Annotated in this window: 10 protein-coding genes; 4 read left to right on the forward strand and 6 right to left on the reverse strand. The window is 46.7% G+C overall.

What is annotated here, in order from left to right:
• Window positions 1-159: 159 nt before the first annotated feature.
• Together SGRA_RS16165 and SGRA_RS16170 are read right to left on the reverse strand one after the other, a co-directional pair.
• The gene (locus tag SGRA_RS16165; protein WP_015693863.1) at window positions 160-867 is read right to left on the reverse strand and encodes a response regulator transcription factor; all 708 of its coding nucleotides are present in this window, start codon (window positions 865-867) and stop codon (window positions 160-162) included.
• A gap of 181 nt (window positions 868-1,048) precedes the next feature.
• The gene (locus SGRA_RS16170) at window positions 1,049-2,029 is read right to left on the reverse strand and encodes a sensor histidine kinase (protein WP_015693864.1); all 981 of its coding nucleotides are present in this window, start codon (window positions 2,027-2,029) and stop codon (window positions 1,049-1,051) included.
• Window positions 2,030-2,307: 278 nt separating this feature from the next.
• Between SGRA_RS16170 and SGRA_RS16175 the strand changes: the two genes are divergently transcribed.
• Window positions 2,308-7,131 carry a T9SS type A sorting domain-containing protein gene (locus tag SGRA_RS16175; protein WP_015693865.1) on the forward strand — a complete coding sequence of 1,608 codons (4,824 nt, stop codon included), beginning with the start codon at window positions 2,308-2,310 and terminating at the stop codon, window positions 7,129-7,131.
• Between the two features lie 69 nt (window positions 7,132-7,200).
• Here SGRA_RS16175 and SGRA_RS16180 read toward each other — a convergent pair whose 3' ends face one another.
• The 3 genes from SGRA_RS16180 to SGRA_RS16200 form a co-directional block, all read right to left on the reverse strand.
• Window positions 7,201-8,268 (reverse strand): tetratricopeptide repeat protein, encoded by a 1,068-nt coding sequence (locus SGRA_RS16180; RefSeq protein WP_015693866.1) that lies wholly within the window; start codon window positions 8,266-8,268, stop codon window positions 7,201-7,203.
• Window positions 8,269-8,812: 544 nt separating this feature from the next.
• Window positions 8,813-9,799 carry an ion transporter gene (locus SGRA_RS16195; RefSeq protein WP_015693869.1) on the reverse strand — a complete coding sequence of 329 codons (987 nt, stop codon included), beginning with the start codon at window positions 9,797-9,799 and terminating at the stop codon, window positions 8,813-8,815.
• Between the two features lie 77 nt (window positions 9,800-9,876).
• Window positions 9,877-10,539 (reverse strand): hypothetical protein, encoded by a 663-nt coding sequence (locus SGRA_RS16200; protein WP_015693870.1) that lies wholly within the window; start codon window positions 10,537-10,539, stop codon window positions 9,877-9,879.
• 158 nt (window positions 10,540-10,697) lie between these two features.
• Here SGRA_RS16200 and SGRA_RS16205 point away from each other — a divergent pair, with 158 nt between their 5' ends.
• From SGRA_RS16205 to SGRA_RS16215, 3 genes are all read left to right on the forward strand, one after another.
• Window positions 10,698-11,141, forward strand: coding sequence for a hypothetical protein (locus tag SGRA_RS16205; RefSeq protein ID WP_041329739.1), 444 nt, complete (start codon window positions 10,698-10,700; stop codon window positions 11,139-11,141).
• Between the two features lie 8 nt (window positions 11,142-11,149).
• The gene (locus SGRA_RS16210) at window positions 11,150-12,433 is read left to right on the forward strand and encodes a type IX secretion system plug protein (RefSeq protein ID WP_015693873.1); all 1,284 of its coding nucleotides are present in this window, start codon (window positions 11,150-11,152) and stop codon (window positions 12,431-12,433) included.
• A gap of 191 nt (window positions 12,434-12,624) precedes the next feature.
• Window positions 12,625-14,556 (forward strand): leucine-rich repeat domain-containing protein, encoded by a 1,932-nt coding sequence (locus tag SGRA_RS16215; RefSeq protein WP_015693874.1) that lies wholly within the window; start codon window positions 12,625-12,627, stop codon window positions 14,554-14,556.
• Between the two features lie 146 nt (window positions 14,557-14,702).
• Here the strand turns inward: SGRA_RS16215 and SGRA_RS16220 are convergent, their stop codons facing one another.
• Entirely contained in the window at window positions 14,703-15,578 is an 876-nt protein-coding gene (locus SGRA_RS16220) for a LysR family transcriptional regulator (RefSeq protein ID WP_015693875.1), read from the reverse strand.
• Between the last annotated feature and the right edge of the window lie 123 nt (window positions 15,579-15,701).

The raw sequence follows: 15,701 nt of genomic DNA on the forward strand, positions 1-15,701 counted from the left end.
AAGTCCTTGTTGTCGCCGCTCGCAGGTCTGCTCGGCCCTGCGTTTTTTTTTCGCTTTGCTCAAAAAAACTGGGTCTGGCCTGCGGCCACGGCTGCGCAGCGCTGGGCCAACTGGCCCTTCGGGCCAAGCAGCTCGCTTCGCTCGCTGCTCTTTTTGGGCCTAATCTTCTTCTGGGGCTTGGAACTTATAGCCCACGCCACGGACCGAGAGAAAAAATTGGGGATTTTTGGGATCTTCTTCAAAATACTTGCGAAAAGAAAGGATAAAATTATCGATGGTGCGGGTAGAAGGGTAGACATCATAGCCCCAAACGGCCTGTAAAATCTGTTGTCGAGAAACGGCTTCTCCTGCTCGTTCTATGAGTAGCTTGAGGAGCATGCCTTCTTTTTTGGTCAGTTTAAAATCTTGGCCATCTTGGCCCTTGGCGTTTTGCTCTTGAAAATTGACATAATTTGGCCCAAAATGATACTCTTCTAGGGTATTGGCGCGGTGGTTTTGGCTTCTTTTGAGCAAAATCTGAATGCGGAGCAGCAGCTCCTCCAGCATAAAGGGTTTGGTAATATAATCATCGGCCCCTTTGCGTAGGCCTTGGATCTTATCGGCGCTACTATCTTTGGCGGTGAGGAAAATAATGGGGGTTTCGCTATCGTGCAGGCGAATTTGTTCGCAAACATCGAGGCCGTCCATTTCGGGCAACATAATATCGAGCAGAATGAGGTCAAAGTGTTGGCCCAAAAACTGGGGCAGCACGCTTTTGCCATCGGCAAGGGCCAAGACCTCATAGCCCTCTAGTTCTAGATTGAGGCTGAGCGTTTCGCGGATATTTTCTTCATCTTCTACCAAAAGGATTCGAGCAATATGGTCCATATATATAGTATAAGTTTAGTAAGCTGTTTTGGGCGGGCTGATTTATGGCCTAGCGATGTGTAGGGGTGGCCGCAGGCCAGACCAAGCAAAAAAGCTGCGCTTTTTTGCGAAGGGCCGAGCGAGTAGCGAGCCCCGGAACGTAGCGCCCGCCGAAGGCGGGAGGCCCCAAAAAAACAAAAAATTATTTAATCGGCAACTTGATCGAAAAAATGCTGCCTTGGGGTTGGTTCTCTCGGATTTGGATTTGGCCCTGATGGGCGGCCACCACTTTTTGGAGAATATAGAGGCCCAGGCCGGTGCCTTTACTTTTGCGGGTGCGTTCATCGCCGATGCGATAAAACTTTTGAAAAATGGCTTGGCGTTCGGTTTTGGGAATGCCGGGGCCTTGGTCCTTAAATTCGATCAGATAATGGTCTTTTTTTTGGCGCAGCTCCACGGATAAAAAGGGGCTTTGGCCAGCGTATTTGAGGGCGTTATCGAGCAAATTATGGAAGGCCGATTGCAGCATACTGCGGTCGCCTTGGGGCATACAATCCAGTTGATCATCATAGATAAATCGAATTTCCTTGGGGAAGCGGGGCTGCACCCATTGGATGACCTCTTGGAGCAATTGTTTGAGATCGAGGCATTCAAAAATATATTGGTGGCCGCCCTCTACCCGGGCGGCCAGCAAGAGATCTTGGACCAGCTTGTGGAGTCTTTGGTTATCTTGCAGGGCATTTTTGCTCAGCCGTTGGATTTGCTCGGGGCTAAGTTGGCGCTTTTGAAAAGTTTCTAGAATCAATTGGACCGAGGCGATGGGCGATTTGAGCTCATGTGTAATAGACAGCAAGAAATTTTGTTGTTGTTGGGCCAGCGCCCATTGTTTGCGTTGGCTTTGCACAATTTTATAAACGCCCAGCAGGAGGAGGGAGAGGAAAACCAGCCCTTCGCCCATAATCATCATGCGTTGGCGATAGTAATGGCTTTGGGCTGCCTGAAAACTAGGCAAAGCTTGCAACTGCTGCTTGCTAATATCGGGCTGGAGGGCTTGAATTTCTGCCTGTTGGGCGCTCCAAACGGCCTCCGTTTTCGTTTGTAACAAATAGGCCCACCAACTGCCTGCTAATAGGATATAGGCCATGACCAAATAGAGCAAAATATTGATAGAACGTTGATTCATTGGCTTTGTCGTTAGAATGTCCAGTTGGAAAAGTACTGCTTTTTGCAGTGAAGATAAATTTTATTGAGAAATTAGTTGCTGGGCCTAAAAGTTAAGTCCTTGCTAAAAAAAAAGGGATAAAAGGGAGAAGGCAGTGGCCTTTTCTCTTAAAAAATTCGTTTTTTTAGAGATCAGACTACCTAAGGTCTATAAAGCAAAACCACCTACAGATAAATGCCTTAAGGTGAAAGCAAGCTGTTCATAATAAGGGATTTTTGCCCGTTAAATTGTCATACACTATGAAGCAAACATTACTATTCTTTTTTGCCTTATTTATAATGGGGCCTGTTCTCTATGCCCAAGGAACAGTGACGATGAATAACATCAGTCATCCTGGGGCCATATTTGAGGTTTGTCCGGGAGATGCGGTGGTTTTTAATTATACCAACTTAATCTATTGGCCAGACTACTTTTATGTAGAGCATACCGATGGGACCAATTCGGCGGTGATTATTAGGGAGGGCGATATGTATCAGGACAATTTCTTTGCAACAGATAGTGAGGCAGAAGAAGATATTGACGATTTGACGGGAGATTTGGGAGGACCTACTGGCCAAACAAGAAGAGATGGGAGTGGAGATATAAATGCCCTTTTTGTTTCTGGAGCCACTCAAAGTGCGGCTATTCCAAAAAATGGAAGCATCCCCTTTACGATTCCCTCTGACATGAAGTCTTGTAAGATTGTCTTTTATGAGCATGGGGAGAATGTTGGAGGTGGAGGTGACATTGCTGATCCTATTGATAGTTTTTTTCTCATTGTGGTTCGGCCAGAGCTAGACATTGTGGGTTTGGCCAATACGGTATGTTCTCGAGACACTATCCCAATTCAGTTGAGTCCAAGTCCGAGTAGTGGTCTCCCTACGGGCACTTCACTAACGGTACAGGATGGAGGCGGAGTCTCTGTAACGGGCTCCTATTTGCAAAGTCCTTCAGCACAACCTGCTTATATTGGGGCTAGCTATGATTTTATTCCTGATGGATTGAATGCTACAACAACGCCACTTACACAGAACTTGGCTAGTCGAAATATGATATTGCGTTATACCTATACACCCTATATGGCCACTACAGCGGCCACTTGTAACGCAATTACCTATACGACTAGCACAAGAATTTACAACAACAGTATTGACTCTGTTCGTTTGGCTCCATTAACCAACAACTCGGATACCGTACCGATTAGCATTAGCTCAAGTGATCCTACCTATTTTGCGAGCTTGATTAACTCTAATCCTCCTATTCCGGTGAGTTATTCTGGTGTTTATGTATTAAACGATCGTTTTTTGGGGGCTACTGCAGATTCTGGTCGTCATGAAATTGGTATTTTATACAATAATAATGGTTGTACAGCCATGCTATCGGATACCGCAGAGATTCTAGATGTTCCTCCTCGTGTATTGCCAGAGACGCATTGTCGTTTGGACTCAGCCTTAGTTTTTGGTCGAGATACAACGACCTTTCCTTGGGATCCTAGCTGGGTTGGTTCCAACGCTAGCGCCTCAAATACACGGACCACACAGAGTCGAGAATACAAGATGACTGTTTCGGCCAACCCTTCCTCTGCTTTAACGACCCTAAACGGAACGGCAGGGCAGGAGGAGTACTCCTTGTCTCCTGCAGCGGGAATAGATAGTGTGACCGTGACCATTTCTTATTATCGAGAAACAAGATCTCAGACTTACAACTCTTCTACGAATAGCGTTTCTAGTACTTCTCCCGATCAGCAATTGGTTGTGCGCTATGAAGAGGTAGTTTATGCAGTAGACCCGCCCGAAGTGGCTATAGATTCTACAATTGCAGAAAATTACTGTAATTATGAAACCTTTGTCAATTTAGGTGGCTCTAGCCCCGCTAATGGAGTACATTATATTACCGCCAGAAACGGAAATGCAGCCAATACTTCCACTACGCTAGGGTCTATTTTTAACCCTAATGCAATTTATACGGCTAGCAATGAGACCACTGATGTTAACTACTACCTCATTTATGAGGCGGGACAAGGAAACTGTGCGGCTAGAGATACTGCTAATGTCCGCATCCTTGGAGATGTAGCCCTAGCCTTTTCTGGCCGAAACTCTAGCTCTTTGGGCAACCAAGGAAATCGCTATTGCACCAATGGGGGAGTAGATTTGCTTTCGGGGATACCTTCTCCCGCCTCCTATAATTCGCTAGATTCTTTGATTGCTTCTCAGGCCAACTTTAGCGGAGCTGGTATTGTTGGTAATGGACCACTTTTTAATCCTGCTGCCGCAGGAACAGGACCAAAAACAATTACCTTCACCTATATTAGCCAGTATGGTTGTGTTTCTTCTTTAGATTCTACCTTTACGGTGAATTTGGCGCCTATTGCTGGACTAGAAACCGATGAAGCCGATACCACCTATTGTGCCAATGATACAATTGGTATTTTAACGGGAACGCCCTCTGGCGGAAGCTATTCTGGCCCAACGATTTCTGGACCAACAGATGACCAGTTTAATCCCTCTGTGGTCTATAGTCCCATTTTACCGAATACACCCGGTTATGTCAATTATACTTATGTTTATCAAGATCCTACCACCCTTTGTAAGGATACAGTAGAAATTGAAGTGACGATCAATCCGCTACCAAGCGCCAACTTTAGTATGGCGAGCTATCATTTCTGCCAAGCCGATGAACCGCAAGAGCTCTTTGGCTTGCCCACAGGCGGACGCTATTTCTTTGGGGATACTTCTGCCACGGGAGGAATCATGCATGGGGCACTAATGAGTGGGCAATATTGGCCCAATTCTAACTACTCGGATACTAGCCGCTATACTGCTTTGGTTAAAGATACCATTATCTATGAAACGGAAGCGCTAAGTTGTACGGCCCGAGATACTCAAATTGTTCATGTTCATCCGCATCCAGATTACAGCTTCTTTGCCACTCATGACACTCAAGGTTTGCCCGCAGACTCTACCGCAGATGCTTGCTTTGGCCGAGATACGCTCTTTTTCTATCCCAATTTGCTCACAGGAAATGTCCTTAATTATAGCGGCCCCGGTGTGCTCTTTGAAAAAGAGTTTATGATTTCTAATATTGCAGGAGTGGGAACACATCAGATTCAGGCGGTTTTCCAAGATACTAGCAATGCCTTTGTCTCTTGTCTGGATACCGCTTGGGCTAGCTTTAATGTGCATAGTTTACCTAATGTAAAACTGAGCGCAGACAATAGCTGCTCTAGCGATTCCGTCCTCTTTGAGATAGATAATGATAGTATGAATTTGGTCGGAACAATCCCTGGAACGACCACTCTCTACGATTCTATTACTACGGCTGTTTGGGATATGGGCAATGGCAACAGCTTTGCCGCTAGTTATGATAACAATAACCAGTTTCCAACTTTTAATTATCAGTATAGTAGTCCAGGCATTTTTGAGGCCTCGCTCTTTGTCGAAAATAATAACTATTGCAGCGATTCGGATACTATTCGGGTGTTAGTTTTGCCCAATGAACAGCCTAATGCGCTAGTTCCCTATAGTGAAGACTTTGATGCTAGCGCCAATGGTTGGGTCGAAGAGGCCGAAGGCCAAGCCCAATCGAGTAACCTCTGGGAGTGGGGCCTGCCCGCCGATATAGATATTGCTCAGGACCATGGCCAAGTTTGGATCACCCGAACAGATAGTACTTATGGTCCAGATGAAAGTGGTTGGGTCTATAGCCCTTGTATCGACCTAACCGCCCTAGAACGTCCGATGCTCAAACTCGATTTCTTTAATGAAACCGATGAAGGAAATGACGGAACGGTGATCGAATATTTTGATCTCCAAACGGAGAAATGGTTGCCCTTAGGAAATGTCAACCGAGGGATCAATTGGTATAATCAGGCAGTAGTGGCTGGCCGTCCAGGTGTGCAAGATTTAGCCCCCAGAGGCTGGTCTGGCATAAGCAATGGCTGGCAAGATGCCCGCTATACCCTAGATGCTTTCCGCAATTATGATAATTTCCGCTTTAGAGTGGCCTTTGGCGCTATCGGGGCCTCACAAACGCCTCTTCGTGGCTTTGCTTTCGATAATGTTTGGATCGGGAACCGAGAACGCAATGTACTGCTCGAGCATTTCTCTAATGCTGGGGTGGTCAATATGGACCCCATTAACCAATATATTTATAATTTGGTCTATGGTACGCCTGCCGTTCGCGATGTGATTTTACTACAAATCAATAATGAAGCCCCTGCTTTTGACCCCATGAACAGCCTGAACCGAGACGATCCCTCGGCCAGGACCTCTATTTATGGTATTGATGGCGTAAGCGCTAAGGCGGTAGTCGATGGTCGCCGCTATAGCAACAACCCACCCAATTCTGCCGATTTGAGACAGGAGGATTTTGAAACTGATATGCTAGAAGATGCTCGTTTTGATATCCGCCTCGAGCCGATTGCCTTTATTGGTAATAATAATCTGCAAATCAATGCGACCCTAATTGCAAAAGATACCTTGGCCGCTGCAGATTATGATTTGCAGCTGGTGGTGACCGAAGATTCAGCCGTTTATTTTTCTAATGGCGTAAACTTCCATACGCACTCTTTGCTTCGCAAGATGCTGCCCAATGCTGCAGGAACTCGCTTTAGCCAATCTTGGTTGCCCGGTGATAGTATTCAGGTTTCGGAGGTCTGGCCCTACAACCCCAGCAATATCGATACGGCCCATTTGGAGGCCATTGCCTTTGTGCAGGAAGATGCCTCCACTAGCAGAACGATTTATCAGGCGGTGAGGACCCGAGACATTACGGAATATGTCAATGCCCTGAGCACTACTGAACTCGCCGAGGCGCAGGCCGAAGCTCATCAGATCAATACGGCTTTGCTTTCGCCAAATCCTGCGGTAAATTATACGCAGTTGTTGTTTGCGCAGCCGCTCAGCCAAGATTTCCAATGGTCCTTAATCGACTTGCAAGGAAGAGTATTGGCCCAAGGCCAGCTAGAGGCGGGCAGCCAAAGCGCTCGCTTCGATCTGCATGATTTACCCGCAGCTCCTTATTTCTTGCAAATTGGCAATGCCAATTTTAAAACCACCAAGAAGTTTACGGTAATTCGGCCCTAAAGCTGGACCAAAATGAAAACAGGCCCCAAGGCATTGCCTTGGGGCCTGTTTTTTTATCTACAGCAGCCTTTATTTGGCTTTCATCATCTCGACCAAATCTTTCTTAGAGAGTAAGTTATGTAGTCCTTCCTCTCGCCCAACCAAAGCTAAATGACTAAATAGTTTTCGCTTTTGGGGCAGCTTTACTTTTTCTAGAAACTCTTGATAAACATTTTGGTAGAGCTTCGTTTTTTCCCAATATTTTGCCCGAGGGTGCTGGCCCAAAAACAACCAACTCAGTCCAATGAGCTCGCTAAGTTGCTGGCTTGGATTGGCGGCATAAAGGGCTTGGCTGCTATCTTTTAGCAATTGAGCGGCCCGCAATGGAACAATCAGCTCAAATTGCTCGGAGCTGGGGGCAGCGCTTTGCAGTGGCGAAAAATCGAGGCCAAAATCGGGCTGTTGTTCTGCCTGAGCGGCTTTTTGGGCAATTTCGCAATAGTTGGCCCAATTGGCCCCCATAAGCTGCTGCTCCAAAATTTGCAAAGCGGCTTCTTTATAGCTACTTCTGGGCTCTCTAACGAGGCCATAACTGGCGGCCATAACAGCCAGTTCCACCTCATTTTCTTGCTGGGCCAATTGGGCCAATTGAATAAAATCACTGCCTGTGGCCTGAGGCAGCGCACAGATTTTTTCTAGGTACTTTTGCTGAGCTTTTTGGTCCTTTTCCAAACTGGCCAAATAAAAATAATTGCGCAAAAAAGCGATCTGCTCGCCTTGCAAACGAACGGCCTTATCGGTTAAGCGCTTGAGCTTTTTTGTCTCTTTTTGGTCAATGTACAAACTCGATAGCGACTGAAATGCAGAGGGCAGCAAACGCTCTCCCTTTTTGATCAGCGGCTTAAAGGCTTTTTCGGCCTTTTCATATTCTTTGAGGCGCAAATGACAATGCGCAATTTCTAGCTGAAAGAGGTCGCGATTTTCGACTTCTGCCTGCTTTTTCCCTTCCTGAAATTCATTGAGGGCGGCCCGATAATCGGCTTTGTAGAAGTAATCTTTGCCCAGTTTATAGTCCTTTTCGGCTTGTGGGCTAAGTTGGACCTGCCCGCTTAATCCGCAGCTTAGGGCCAAAAAAAGAGATAGAAAAATTGTTCTCATACTAAATGGTTTTTTCTTTAGATGCCGCTCTTTTGTTTTTTTGGCGTATCTAAAGTTTTCTTTTTGATTTGGGGCTGCCCCGCCCTGCGGGCGGGTCGGGCTGTACCGCAGCTCGCAGGTCTGCTCGGCCCTGCAGCGCTTCGCGCTTTGGTCTGGCCTTCGGCCACTGCTATCCATCCCTCAGCCGAGGGCCCGATGGGCCTTTTTGCGGGCCAAAAATGCTGGACCATCTAGCTTTATCTGGAAAAAGCCCAACCTCCCCAAGGGATTCCTTAGGGAATCCCGCAGAGGGGTGGGTGGGCGGGGACCTATTAACGGATGAGGAGCGAAGCGACGAATGCCGCTTTAAGGGAGGGCCAGGAGAGGGGACAAGACCGCCAAAACTGAAAAAGAAAGATGACTGGCCCAGCGCTGCGCAGCCGTGGCCGCAGGCCAGACCAAGGAGCAAAGCGACGCAGGGCCGAGCAGACTTGCGAGCGGCGCAGCATAGCGGCGGCCAGCTAGGCTTTGCCTAGCTGGCCGCGGGCCCCCAAAAAAGAATAAACTACTTATGGAGATGCTGCCCATTTTGGTCTAGGGCTTGGCCACAATAAGGACAAAATTTAAATTTTTGACCAAACTGATCACTACAATCATTGGCCGTTTGGGCCAAAACAGGAGCGGATTCAGGAGCAGGTTCTTCGCCATCATTTGGCTGCTCTAGGCTCATATTGGGATCGCGCTCTAGGCGCTCAATAAAGGCCGAAGAAAGAATACCCGCCGGCAGGGCCACAATACCAATGCCCAAAATAGCGATAATGCCCGAAAGCAACTTGCCTGCAGAAGTAATGGGAAAAACATCGCCATAGCCCACCGTGGTTAGGGTAGCAATAGCCCACCAGAAGGTGGCAATAATATTGGGAAAAGCCCTGGGTTGGACATTTCCTTCCACGTACCACATTAGGGTAGAAGAGACCAAGAGCATCACGAAAGTAACAAAGAGCGTAATGCCCAGCTCATTGCGCTTGTCGATAAAAACATCGCCCACAATAACAATAGATCGAGTGAGGGAGCTGAGTTTGAGCACCCGCAACAAACGAGAAATTTTGAGCGCCCGAAGAAAGCGGAAATCGACATGGGCCAACTGGAAAAGAAAGGGCGAAATGGCCAAAAAATCAATTAGGCCCCCACTAGATTTAAAAAAGCGCCAGGCCGCAGCGCGAAAAGATTTCTCTTCGGGATATTTAAAATCTGCCGTAAACAAACGAAGAAAAAACTCGGCCGTAAAAATGATCAAAGTCGTATTCTCAAAAAGCGAAAAATAGTGACTAATGATTGTGTTTTGCTGGCTTCTCTCGATCCAGTCTATGATATTTCCCTCATAGCGGTAGTTAATAAAAGACTCCGCAATAATGGCCAAAATACTCAGGATGATGAGAATGGTAATACTGGTCTCAAAGATCCTAGCGGGCAAACTCGACTCCTCTTGTTCGAGGTCAATAACATCAAAAATATGCCGCCTCAGGCTTTTTTTATTGGTAGCTACGCTCATAGTTGGTGTTGATTTGGGCAAAAATACAAACTTATCACTGTCTTAAAGCAATAAAGCGCACATAAGCCTTTGCTGGACTAGAAAGAGTAGCCAAAATCTAGCCCCAAAGTGGGAATATACAGCCTGTTGGGCATCCAGTTATTGCCTCCAGCATCCCGCATATAGAGGCCCGAAATATAGACCCTAAAGAAAAAGCCTTCAAAACGTTGAAGTCGATAGCCCAGCATAGGAGCCGTTATGTATATATTGTAGTAGCCATTTCCCGTATTGCGTTCGTTAATTGGAACGGCAAGGCCTGCGCCTAGCTCAAAAAACTGTGTTTTGGCCTTATTGAGGTGAAAATTAAAACTCAGATGCCCATTGATATTGGTTTGCTCCACCAAACTCCCAATGCCTAGGCGGCCCGAAAAATGATAATTTCGCTCTCGACCAATAATGCGATCGTAGGAAATGCCGAGCAAAACGGAGGTGCCGCCCAAAGAGATGGAGACCGCATTGTTGGCTAGCTTTTTAGTCGGTACAAAAAAATCATTGCGATAATCAAACTCAATTTTTGTTAGCTCTGTTTGAGCAATAGTATCAAGCTGTCGGGGAGGATCGGTATGCCTGAAATAGACAAAGTTGCTGTCTGCTCTCAAAACTCTAGCCCCCACTATTTTACCGTCTTTTTTATAAATTAAGTCTTGGGCTTGGCTGCTCACAGCCAGAAATAAACAGGCGAAGAAGAGGAAATAGCGCATCTTTTTAAAATTAGCTGGTGAATGGGATTACCTTTCTTGAACGATAACTAGCATAGTTTGGTGGGAAAATAGGCCGAAAACTATGGATTTTGCCTCTTTCGCCTCAAATTTTTTTCACGGGCTTTTTTGTATCTTGCCCCTAGCTAAAATTTTTGACTATGAACCGGAAAATGCTCTTTATCGATAATCAGTTTGGCAAAGGAAAAATCCCTAGCCCTATTGCTCAAGTTCTGGGTATTTTTGGCGTTGCGCTACTCATGATGTTGGCCGGCGGCTTTTCTGGCAGCGCCAACTGGAGCTGGATGGTGGCTGGCGCCATGCTGATGTTTTTTGCCCTAATTAACAGTGTACTCAGTATCTTTGCAGCCCAGCGCATGCGCTATTATCAGTTCTCTCTTTATGGAACAATGTTCCTGTTTATTGCGCTTGGCGGCCTGGCCCAATTGATTTCTGGCCAAAGTATCTTTGAAGGAGCAGCCGATAACCGCAGCATCTTTATTGTGCTGCTCTTGGCCTATTTTTCGCTGATGGGCTTAGCTTTTATGCTTCGTTCTCTGGCCGATTTTATGAAGGCCAAGGATGAGGAAATTCACAAGAACTAATTTGATTTATGCGCTATTTATCGCTCGCTTTTCTCTTTTTCTTGAGCTTGCAAAATTTGCAGGCCCAAGAGGATTATGTCATTTCTGAATTGCAATATACAGACTATATTTATCGCGATTTTGTGGCCTCCTGCCGCTTTTATCCCGATGATTCTGAGGTCGATTATCCCGTCGTCCAACTCGCTAGCCCCAATAAACTCATTTTAGAGTTTGATGACCTAGATGCCGATAATAAGGATTATAACTACAAAATTATCCATTGCAACCGCAACTGGGAACCCTCCGAGGATATCGATGCCCTAGACTATATTGATGGCTTTCAGGAAAATCGATTCTATGAAAGCCTGAGCTCTTTTGGCACCCGCACGGAGTATCTGCATTATCAGCTAGAACTCCCCAATGATGATGTCAAATGGACCAAATCTGGCAATTATTTGCTGCTGGTTTATCTCAATGATGATGAGGAAGACCTGGTCCTCAGTCGCCGCTTTCTGGTCTATGAACCTCAAATGAATGTGGAGGTGACCACCCGCCGCTCGGCCATTCCGCCCTATGGCCAAACGCATCAGGAACTGAGCTGCCAACTCCAACATGCAGGCATGAATGTGAGCAACCCCAACCAAGATATCAAACTGACGGTGGTCCAAAACTGGAACTGGCCCAAAGCCCTCAAAAATCTAGCCCCCACTTTTGTAGAAGAAGAAGTGATCCATTTCGACCGCCAAGGCCAAATCGTTTTCCCCGGCCAAAGAGAATTTCGACCCCTCGATATCCGCAGCTTTAGCCACCGTGGTCCACAGGTCCAAAATCTGGCCCGCACCAATGAGGGCTTCGAGCTGCTGCTCTTTCCCGAAAAAGAACGAAAATATAGCCCTTATCTCTTTACCAACGACCTCAACGGCAAGTTTATCATCGCCTCCTACGATGCCCCCAACCCCGAAGAAAGAGGCGAGTATGGCCAGCTGTTTTTCCAATTCAAAAGCCCCGAATATCCCGATGCCCGCATTTTTGTCTATGGCGGCTTCTCCGACTTTCAAGCCTACCCCCAATACGAACTAAACTACAATGCCGAAAAAGGCCAATACGAAGGCATCCTCCTCTTCAAAAATGGCTTTTATGACTATGGCTACGGCCTGCTCCGAGATGGAGAAAAACAATTGGACCAAGAAGAATTGGAGGGCAATCGCTTTGAAACCGAAAATGATTACTTATTTTTAGTCTATTATCGCCCCTTCGGCGGCCGCTATGACCAGTTGGTGGCCTTCCAAAAAGCTAGTTCTACACATAGATAGTTTTTTGGGGCCTCCCGCCTGCGGCGGGCGCTACGCTTTGGGGCTCGCAAGCCTGCTCGGCCCCGCGGCGGCAAAGCCGCCTTGGTCTGGCCCTTCGGGCCACCCCTCCGCATCGCTAGGCCGTTTGGCCTGCGGCCAGGGCGGCTTCGCCGCCCAATTTTCCTCCCCATTTTGCCAAAATCCCTTTCCTCTTGAGAACAATTTACCAACCCAATAAAACAGCAGCCTGGCCCTATCTACTGGCTATTTTTGTGATTTGTAGTTGGTGGATTGCCCTAGGCCATTTTTATGGACCAAAAAAAACAGCAGAAGGAGTTGTTCCAGTTATAGCTGATACTACTTTGGTCCAAGATAGTACACCCACCCAAGCTCCAAAACAGTATTTTTCGCCTCCCGCCAATCCCGATTCTAGTTGGGCCCTAGCCTTTAATCACTATCTCCAAAAAACAGCGGAAGAAAAAGAATTGGCCCATCTGCAGCAGCTACAAGATAGCGCAGATCAAGCTTGGCTAGCCGCTCAGAAAGCCACTCAGGCCGAAGAAGCCGAAGAAGCCGAACGAATGCGCCTATTGGCCGAGGAAAAAGAACGGCAGGCTAAGGCCATGGAAGAGCTCGCCCGCCAAGCCATGGAAGAAGCCCAAACACTTGAAGAAGAAATACTGGCCGAAGAAGAATTTGATTATAGCGACTACAATAATTATATCCCTCGCTACTGGCAGTTTTTGCTACCTAGCTGGATATTCATTTGGTTGTATTTTTGGCGCAGCCGCCGCAATCGTCGCCAAAAACAAAAGATGGCCGCTCAGTTCCCCTTGGGCCAAAGGCGCCCTTCGGGCGCCCTCAGCCGCGATTTCCAATCTAAAAGTATAGACCCCAGCTGGCGCCGCCAATTGGCCCAAGAACGCAGCCGCCCCCTCTTGTCGGAAAGCAAAGAACAGGACGTACAATGGGCCGAAGGCTTTAAGGGCAGCTATACCACCACCTTCCTTAGACGGGCCATCATTCATTTGTTGCGCTGGCGGCAGCCAGAGCTCGCTCGCCCTGCCGATTTTCGCTATTGGTTAGATGTCTATGATTTGATGTCTCCGCTAGCCGCTGCCCTGCAATGCAGCCTAGCCCTTTGGTTCCTAGATCAAGAACTTTGGCCCTATTTACTTCTGCCTTTAGCCCTGCTCTCTATTTATTATAATGCCGCCGCCCGTCGAAAATCTTGGGCCAAAAATACATACCTGATCCTAGCCTCCAGCCTAGCCCTAATCGCTCATTTCTTCTTTTATCGCAGTAGTTTTGGCTTTAGTGAGCCAGCCCTGTTTCCGGATATTTCAGCTTGGCGCTGGCCGCTGCTGCTGGGCCTGTTTTTGGTCTTCTGGAGCTGGCTAAAGGGAGGCAAACATCTTTTTCAGAAAACCGTCTGGTTCAATGATGAGAGTTTTGTCAAAACTATCCCTTTCTTTATCGCTAGCCTATTTTTCACCATCTTTTGGCCTGGGGTTTTAGGCGAAGCCCTACCCACAGGAAGTCTAGTCGCCTTGCTCTTGGCCTTTGTCCTCTGGATCAGTAGCCCGATGAAAGATGACCGCAAAGCCAAACAATGGCTGCTCTCTGGAGGTACCCTTTTTGGCGGCTTAGTAGGACTCTCTACTTTGCTATTTGTCAATTACAATATTTTTGGTTTAGGATTTATTAGCTATAGCCTTCTCGGTTTTCTTCTCTTAGGAAGCTGGGCCTTTTTCTTCTTTCCCAGAATGGAGAATATTCCCGAAGAACAAAAGCCTATTCCTTGGTGGGAGGACCCCCAAGCTACAATACGAGAAGAGTTGGTCATTAAGGATATGGACCTAGGGCTACAAACAGAGCACTGGAGCAGTTTTAACCGATTTAAGCGACTAAAAACTATTCGTTTAGTCAATACAGAGCTCAAGCATTTGCCTATCCGAATTGCTAACTTGGCCCAATTGGAAGAAATGGACATACGCCATAACCAATTGCGAACAATTCCCTCTATCTTCTTTAAACGCCTACCGAATTTGAAGAAAATCAATTTGGCAGGCAATCCCGTTCCTGCTAAAAAACAGCAGGAATTAAGTCAAAAATACCCCCATATTGAGTTTATTTTTGAGTAGGGGGAAAGATTGTAGTTGCAATCGGCCTAGCGATGCGACGGGGTGGCCGTCAGGCCAGACCAAGCGGGCACAGCCCGCGCAGGGCCGAGCAGACCTGCGAGCCCCAAAGCGTAGCGCCTGCCGCAGGCAGGAGGCCCCAAAAAATATCAAACTAAAGCCAACTGATCTTGAAAAAACTGCACTTCTTCTAAAAAATATTTGAGTGGGGGGGCAAGGTTGTCTTTTGCCCATTGAAGAAATATCTTACGTTTGAAATTAGCGGCTTTGAGTGGAATAATATGGTAGTTTTTTGGCTTTTTCTCTAAAACGGGAATTAAGGAAATGCCAAGGCCTGCGCTAACTAAAGCCCTCGCCATTTCGTCTCCTTTGGCTTTAAATACAGTGTTGATTTTGATTTGGTGGCTTTGGAAGAAGTTTAGAATTTCGTCTCTCTTACTACAATTGCTTCGCTCAATAAAATTGGATTGATCTAAGAGGCGAACATCCACCTGAGGGAGTTGGGCGAAAGGGTGGTTGAGTGGAACGGCCAGCCCCAGCGGGTCTTCTCTAATGAGTTCTTGCTGAACATGCTCTAGAGAAAGAGCCGTTTTGCTGAAAAGCGCATGAATTTCATTCTTTTTTAGCGTTTCTAGCAGCTCCATAGCGCAGCTTTTTTCCACCAATTGGACCTCATAGCTTGGGTAGCGTTTGTGAAATTGCTTGATGAGGGGTAGAATAGCCGTAAAATCAAGGTCTGGGCTAAGGCCTAATTTTAGAACTTGCCGACTTGTTTTTTCTTTAAATGTTTGCATCTCCTCCCAGTTGGCCAGTAGTTTTTTGGCTTTGGGCAAGAGTTCTTGCCCCTCTGTTGTAAGGAATACATTTCTTTTATCTCTGAAGAAAAGAAGACAGTTGAGCTGCTCTTCCAATTTTTTGATGCCCGAGGAGAAGGTAGACTGTACAACATGTGCTCGTTTTGCGGCTAGGGTAAAGCTCTTGCTCTCGGCTAATAGGACAAAGTATTTGACAAACTGCAGGTTCATGATCTATTTCATCGATAACTGTTATTACAATATTCTATTTTGACGATCTAAAGGTATTGCTTTACTTTGCAACAGGCAATATTCTCTTGCCTAAATTTTATTATTTGGCCTGTGAAGGGTTTA

Origin of the sequence: Saprospira grandis str. Lewin, assembly GCF_000250635.1 — a bacterium.
GTDB lineage: Bacteria > Bacteroidota > Bacteroidia > Chitinophagales > Saprospiraceae > Saprospira > Saprospira grandis.

Coding starts and splice junctions, on each gene's coding strand:
- SGRA_RS16175 (WP_015693865.1), top strand. CDS start 2,308: ATGAAGCAAACATTACTATTCTTTTTTGCCTTATTTATAATGGGGCCT.
- SGRA_RS16170 (WP_015693864.1), bottom strand. CDS start 2,029: ATGAATCAACGTTCTATCAATATTTTGCTCTATTTGGTCATGGCCTAT.
- SGRA_RS16165 (WP_015693863.1), bottom strand. CDS start 867: ATGGACCATATTGCTCGAATCCTTTTGGTAGAAGATGAAGAAAATATC.
- SGRA_RS16200 (WP_015693870.1), bottom strand. CDS start 10,539: ATGCGCTATTTCCTCTTCTTCGCCTGTTTATTTCTGGCTGTGAGCAGC.
- SGRA_RS16220 (WP_015693875.1), bottom strand. CDS start 15,578: ATGAACCTGCAGTTTGTCAAATACTTTGTCCTATTAGCCGAGAGCAAG.
- SGRA_RS16205 (WP_041329739.1), top strand. CDS start 10,698: ATGAACCGGAAAATGCTCTTTATCGATAATCAGTTTGGCAAAGGAAAA.
- SGRA_RS16195 (WP_015693869.1), bottom strand. CDS start 9,799: ATGAGCGTAGCTACCAATAAAAAAAGCCTGAGGCGGCATATTTTTGAT.
- SGRA_RS16180 (WP_015693866.1), bottom strand. CDS start 8,268: ATGAGAACAATTTTTCTATCTCTTTTTTTGGCCCTAAGCTGCGGATTA.
- SGRA_RS16210 (WP_015693873.1), top strand. CDS start 11,150: ATGCGCTATTTATCGCTCGCTTTTCTCTTTTTCTTGAGCTTGCAAAAT.